The 6,348-nt window shown below is 60.8% G+C and carries 7 protein-coding genes; 5 read left to right on the top strand and 2 right to left on the bottom strand.

Annotated features, from left to right (window positions below; translation table 11 throughout):
- Positions 1-352: 352 nt before the first annotated feature.
- Positions 353-778, bottom strand: a complete 426-nt coding sequence (locus tag VJV58_RS00820) for a CHRD domain-containing protein (RefSeq protein WP_324135408.1) — start codon at positions 776-778, stop codon at positions 353-355.
- A gap of 184 nt (positions 779-962) precedes the next feature.
- Here VJV58_RS00820 and VJV58_RS00825 point away from each other — a divergent pair, with 184 nt between their 5' ends.
- Entirely contained in the window at positions 963-1,901 is a 939-nt protein-coding gene (locus VJV58_RS00825) for a cytochrome c (RefSeq protein ID WP_324135409.1), read from the top strand.
- A 61-nt stretch (positions 1,902-1,962) separates the two neighbouring features.
- On the opposite strand, the gene VJV58_RS00830 is transcribed toward VJV58_RS00825, so the two are convergent.
- The gene (locus tag VJV58_RS00830; protein WP_324135410.1) at positions 1,963-2,208 is read right to left on the bottom strand and encodes an Lrp/AsnC family transcriptional regulator; all 246 of its coding nucleotides are present in this window, start codon (positions 2,206-2,208) and stop codon (positions 1,963-1,965) included.
- A gap of 144 nt (positions 2,209-2,352) precedes the next feature.
- Between VJV58_RS00830 and thiD the strand changes: the two genes are divergently transcribed.
- From thiD to VJV58_RS00850, 4 genes are all read left to right on the top strand, one after another.
- Positions 2,353-3,153, top strand: a complete 801-nt coding sequence (gene thiD, locus VJV58_RS00835; RefSeq protein WP_324135411.1) for a bifunctional hydroxymethylpyrimidine kinase/phosphomethylpyrimidine kinase — start codon at positions 2,353-2,355, stop codon at positions 3,151-3,153.
- Positions 3,154-3,247: 94 nt separating this feature from the next.
- Positions 3,248-4,045 carry a UDP-2,3-diacylglucosamine diphosphatase gene (locus VJV58_RS00840; RefSeq protein ID WP_324135412.1) on the top strand — a complete coding sequence of 266 codons (798 nt, stop codon included), beginning with the start codon at positions 3,248-3,250 and terminating at the stop codon, positions 4,043-4,045.
- Positions 4,045-5,109: a glycosyltransferase family 1 protein gene (locus VJV58_RS00845; RefSeq protein ID WP_324135413.1), complete on the top strand. Its 1,065-nt coding sequence runs from the start codon at positions 4,045-4,047 to the stop codon at positions 5,107-5,109. Before VJV58_RS00840 ends, VJV58_RS00845 begins: the two co-directional genes overlap by 1 nt.
- Before the next feature lie 39 nt (positions 5,110-5,148).
- Entirely contained in the window at positions 5,149-6,144 is a 996-nt protein-coding gene (locus tag VJV58_RS00850) for a threonine/serine dehydratase (RefSeq protein WP_324135414.1), read from the top strand.
- Positions 6,145-6,348: the final 204 nt, after the last annotated feature.

Consider the following 6,348-nt stretch of genomic DNA (forward strand, 5'->3'; position numbering starts at 1 on the left):
CGAGGCCGCAGCCGAGGCGCACCTGACGAACGCCGATGCCGCTGAACCAACTCGCAATCGCTGGCGTCTTGCTAACGGTGCGCACGTCAATGATTGCGGGTGCTGCGAGCGTCATGCGAATTCACGGTTCCGCCGGTGAAACAACGAACTGGCAAAAAAGCAATTTCAGTATGGAGAAAGCAAATTCGGACGCGCCGAAGCTACATTAGCGATCTGTGCTTGGCGAGTGGGATTGCCTGTTACGACCGAGTAGATGGCCGAATGACAAGGCGCAACGAGTCGAAGGTCAAAAAAGGCCGGATGCATCAGGCATCCGGCCCCATCCTGTCGGATATAAACCTGATAGCGCAGTCTACTTCGTTACCTGTCCGCGAATTTCGCCGTTGGGATTGGCCGCGGTGTGGACGTTGACATAGTACTTGCCAGCCACGAGGTCGGCGGCCTGGGCATCCGTCAGCGTGGCGCTGCCCTCGGCCGGGCTCGAATTGGCATTCGGAATGGCGACGGCCACGCCTGCGTTCTTGCCTGGCTCGGCGGGTCCGTGGAAGTGAGCCGCGGTCGCGGGACCCGACAGACCGGAATAGGTGAGCTTCCAGGTCAGCTTCTTGCTGCCGGGATTGTAGTCGATATCGGCTGTGCCTTTGCCGGCGCTGGTATTCGGCGGCACTTCGGATTTGCCGTCCAGCGTAGCCTTCATTTTCTCGGCGAAGGCCGGCCCGGCGAACGAAACGGCTGCCCCAATCGCAAGCATGGCAATCATGGTTTTTGTGTTCGTCATGGTTCTCTCCCTTTTGGCGTCGCGTGAAGATGTTAGCCTTGGAAACAATGAGATCTCGGCCTTATTCCCGCGCGGGAGACTAAACGACCTAAATTTTTGAAGCAGCTTATGGCTGAAATACCGGCCATACTAACCGCCAGCTAGCGATCCTGAAGAGCTGGCAAAAGTGAAGACGGACCGGTGAATGGCGCGACGTATGTTGCTTATTGTCGCTGTGGCGTGCGCAGCGGCGCTGGGCGGTTTCTGGTGGCTCACGGCAACACCGACAATGTCTGCGATTTCGGCGCCTGCTCACTCCGCCGATGTTGTCAACGGAATGACAGCGTTCAACGCCGGAGGGTGTGCTTCCTGCCATGCCGTGCCCAATCAGCCCGATCGCTTGAGTCTCGGCGGCGGTCTTGCGATCACCTCGCCATTCGGGACGTTCTACGCGCCCAACATTTCGCCCGATCCAGTCGACGGCATCGGACGATGGAGCGAGGCAGAATTTGTCCGCGCGGTTACTCAGGGCGTTTCGCCTGAGGGGTATCATTACTTTCCGGCTTTTCCCTATACGTCCTATCAGCACGCCAGGACCGACGACATTCGCGATCTCTTTGCTTACCTTAAGACACTTGCCCCCATATCGGGAAAGGTGCGCGATCACGACGTGCCATTTCCGTTCAATATCCGCCGCAACATCGGAATCTGGAAATTGCTGTTCATGGATGGCAAGCCTTTCGTGCCTGATCCCGCGCATACGCCGAGCTGGAATCGCGGCGCTTATCTGGTTGGCGGCCTCGGCCATTGTGCGGAATGTCACAGCCCGCGGAATTTCCTAGGCGGCATCATCAGCGCCCAGCGCTTCGCGGGCGGGCCAAATCCGGAAGGCGAGGGCTGGGTACCTAACATCACGCAAAAAGGTATCGGCGACTGGAGCGAAAAGGAAATCGCCAATTTCCTTCACACCGGGGAGATGCCCGACGGTGACAGCGCCGGTGGCGCGATGGCGCGAGTCATCAAGAACATCTCGCAGCTGAGCTCCGACGATCACGCCGGTATGGCCGAGTACCTCAAATCGCTGCCGCCGGTCGACGGACCCCCGCGGCCTCGGAAAACAAAGCCGGACGATTTGCAGGAATGACGCCCCGGAAGGTATTGAGCGCTACGGCTAATTCCGATGGCGAAGCGAGCAGAGCGTCGCGCTAGCCGGCCCCGAACGCCTTGAAGGTGATGATGGTGTGGGTATCCTGAATGCCGGGAAGGACCTGCACTTTTTCGTTGATGAAGTGCCCGATGTCGGTGTCCTTGTCGACGTAGAACTTGACCAGGAGATCGTAATCGCCAGCGGTGGAATAGATCTCCGAGGCAATCTCGGCTTCGGCGAGCGCATTGGCGACAATGTACGACTGGCCGAGTTTGCACTTGATCTGGACAAAGAAAGGAACCATCGCTGTCGTCTCCGAAAGTCATCGCGCTGCAGGCAATAGAGCAAACAACGGGGCGCCGTGGCAAGCGAACTTGCTGCCAATAACGCGGCGCGCTAGGACAAAACATGACCAGAGGCCAAAGCTGAAACCGATGCGGGCAAGGCGATGACAATTCCGATCGCGCTCACCATCGCTGGTTCGGATTCATCCGGCGGCGCTGGCATTCAGGCCGACCTGAAGACGTTTGCCGCGCTTGGCGTGTACGGCGCCTCGGTGATCACGGCACTGACCGCGCAGAACACCGCCGCCGTCAGCGCCATTCATGACGTGCCGGCCGAGTTCGTGAGCGCGCAAATCGATTCGGTTTTCAGTGACCTCGATGTCGATGCCGTGAAGATCGGCATGGTGGCGCACGCAGCCACCATCGACGCGATCGCCGCGGGGCTCGCGCGCTGGTCACCCAAATACGTGGTGCTCGATCCGGTGATGGTGGCGACTTCGGGCGATCGGCTGCTTCCCGAAGAAGCCGTCGCAGCGTTGCGGACGAAGCTCATCCCGCGCGCCTCCTTGATTACGCCCAACCTTCCCGAGGTTGCCGCGCTTCTCGACGAGCCGATTGCGGAGAGCGAGGCAGAAATTAAGCGGCAGGGTAGGCGGCTATTGCAGCTGCGCTGCCCTGCCGTAGTGATCAAAGGCGGGCACGGGAAGGGTGCGGAGAGCATCGATTACCTCATCACGGGTAGCGGCACGCTCGCCCTCGCCGCGCCGCGCGTCGCTACCAGGAATACCCACGGTACCGGATGCTCATTGTCGTCGGCGATCGCCGCCGGCCTTGCCAAGGGCGAGGAAATGGAAACGGCATTGCGCAATGCCAAGGGCTGGGTCAGCGCCGCGATTGCGGCGGCCGATCGCCTGGGCGTCGGCCGGGGGCATGGGCCGATCCATCATTTTCATCGGTTTTACTAATCAGCATTTGCCGAAACGCATCCGTGATCGATCCGTGGCCTGGTCATCGGCGTGTCACGCGAGTGTGTTAGCTGCTGCTCATGGGAAGTTGCCAATGAGTGAAGCGCGTTCCGAACGACGCTTTCGCAGCTTGTTTATCTCCGACGTCCACCTCGGGGCCCGGGGTTCGCAAGCTGAACAGTTGCTCGATTTTCTCCGTAGCCATGATGCCGAAACCATCTATCTGGTCGGCGATATCGTTGACGGGTGGGCGCTGCAATCGAGCTGGTATTGGCCGAAATCACACAACGAATTCGTGCAGAAAATGCTGCGCAAGTCCCGCAAGGGCGCCAGGCTCGTTTATGTCCCCGGCAATCACGATGAGTTCCTGCGGAATTATTACGGCACGCATTTCGGCGGCATCGAGGTGGTCGAAAACACGATTCACGTCGGCGTCGACGGTCGAAAGTACCTGGTGATGCACGGCGATATTTTCGATCTGGTGGTGCAGAACGCACGCTGGCTCGCCCACCTTGGGGACAAGGCGTATTATTTCGCCATCCGAATGAATCGGGTGGTCAACTTTTTCCGCCGCGCTTTGGGCGTACCGTATTGGTCGCTGTCGCAATGGGCCAAGCTGAAAGTCAAGAACGCCGTCAACTATATCGGAGCTTTCGAGCAGACGCTCGCCGCTGAGGCTCGGCGTCATGGCGCAGATGGCGTTATCTGCGGCCACATTCACTGCGCCACCATGCGCGACGAACAGGGCATTCGGTACATGAACTGCGGCGATTGGGTCGAAAGCTGCACCGCGCTTGTCGAACATGAGGACGGGCGGTTTGAAATCATCACCTGGACCGATCCTCTGCGTCGCGCCGTTCCCGTGAGCTGGGCAACTGTACGGGCGGCCTGATGCGGATCTTGATCGCGACTGACGCGTGGCACCCGCAAGTTAATGGCGTGGTTCGGACCCTGAGCATGGTGGCCGAAACATCAAAGAACCTCGGTGTGGAGATCAGCTTTCTCACTCCCAACTCGTTTCGCAGCTTTCCAATGCCAAGCTACCGGGAATTGCGCGTGGCGATGCCGTCTCAAGGCAAGATCGCCCATCTGATCCTCGATGCGCATCCCGACAGCATTCACATCGCGACCGAAGGACCGATCGGATTTCTGGTACGGCGCTATTGCCGCAAACAAGGATTGCCGTTCACCACGAGCTTTCACACCCGCTTTGCGGAATATATCGCCGCGCGCCTGCCGATCCCCGAATGGTGGATTTGGGCGATGCTGCGCGCCTTCCACGGCCCGAGCCACGCGGTTATGGCCGCTACGCCAGGTCTTGCGGCGGAGCTGCGCGCACGCGGTTTTGGCAACGTGGTGCTCTGGCCGCGCGGCGTGGACACTGCGCTGTTCCGTCCCCGTCAGGTCGACGTGAGGCTGCCGCGCCCGGTTTTTCTGTCGGTCGGCCGCATCGCACTGGAAAAAAACCTGGAGGCGTTTCTCGATCTCGATTTGCCGGGCACCAAGCTGATTGTCGGCGACGGTCCCGCGCGCGCTTCTCTGGCTCGAAAATACCCGCAAGCCATCTTTCTAGGCGCACGGCAGGGCGAGGCGCTGGCCGAGGCCTATGCCGCTGCCGATGTTTTCGTGTTTCCGAGCAAGACCGATACCTTCGGCTTGGTGTTGCTGGAGGCGCTGGCCAGTGGGTTGCCGGTCGCCGCATTTCCCGTGCCTGGGCCCCGCGACGTGATCGGCGAGGCGCCGGTCGGCGTGTTGAACGACGATCTGCAGCTGGCATGCCTCGCCGCACTGCGGATCTCGCCGCGGGCTTGCCTCGAATTTGCCGCCAATCATACGTGGGAGGCTTCCAGCCGCGCGTTCATCGACAATGTGCGAAATTTCTCTGGCGCGAATCCGAACGCGAAGCGCATGCAGTTCACACGGGAGCGCGGCGCTGGCTGGCTCGAGGCTCGCTAAGCGCTTGTCCGCGGGTCGAAGTACGCGATACAAGGCCGCATGACAAAGCCAGCTTCGATCCTGCCTGTTAGTTCCGCCGATGTCGATGCCGCCGCGCGCGTGCTTGCGCCTTTTGCGGTACGGACGCCATTGTTGTCCTCGCCCGCTCTCGACAGGCGAGTCGGAAGCCGCGTTTTCCTGAAACCGGAAATGCTGCAGCGGACCGGATCGTTCAAGTTTCGCGGCGCCTTCAACAAGCTATCCTCGATCCCGGAAGCTGACCGAGGCGGGGGCGTAGTGGCGTTCTCATCCGGTAATCATGCTCAGGGCGTGGCGGCGGCGGCGCAAATCCTGAACATGCAGGCGACTATCGTAATGCCGGCCGATGCGCCGCTATCGAAGCGCGAGCGCACCAAAGCCTACGGCGCCGAAGTCGTGCTGTACGATCGCGACCGCGAGGATCGCGAGGCCATCGCGCGCGATATCGCCGCCAAGCGCGGCGCCACGCTGGTGCCGCCCTACGACGATCCGCTTGTGATCGCCGGGCAGGGCACGGTTGGGCGGGAGATTGCCGAGGACATGGCGGCATTAGGTGTCTCGCCGGATATTGTCGTGGCGCCGGCCTCCGGCGGCGGCCTGGTCGCAGGCGTCGCCACCGCGATCAAGGCGCGCTTTTCCAAGGCAATGGTGATGTCTGCGGAGCCCGAAGCCTTCGATGACCATGCGCGTTCGCTGCGTGCCGGCAAGCGCGAGAACCACCGTGCAGAGGGCCGCACCATCTGCGATGCGCTGATGGCCTCGATCCCGGGTGAAATCACTTTTGCCATCAACAGCCGTCTGCTTGCGGGAGGGGTTGTCGCGTCCGATGCGGAAGTCGGCACAGCGGTCGGATTTGCATTCCGCGAACTCAAACTGGTCGCCGAACCGGGCGGGGCGGTTGGACTAGCTGCCCTGCTGGCCGGTCATATCGTGACCGATAACAAGAACGTCGTCGTCGTTTTGTCCGGGGGAAACACCGATGCGGAGATGTTCACTAGATTGATCAGCTCATCTTGAGGCTGAAGATCAGGAGAATAACGCGATCTTCTCGGCCTGGCTCAGGCGTCGGATTGGCGCCAGGGGATCAGATCCCGCTGCATCTGGTTTTCGGACGATACCGCTGGCGATGAGCGTTGAGCCGAGCGAAAGCTGAAGTGATGGTTGAACAGGCGGTGGCGATGCGGACTTCGGCTCAGGGTGCTCGGACATCGCGACAGGTTC

Source organism: Bradyrhizobium sp. (genome assembly GCF_035273305.1).
GTDB lineage: Bacteria > Pseudomonadota > Alphaproteobacteria > Rhizobiales > Xanthobacteraceae > Bradyrhizobium.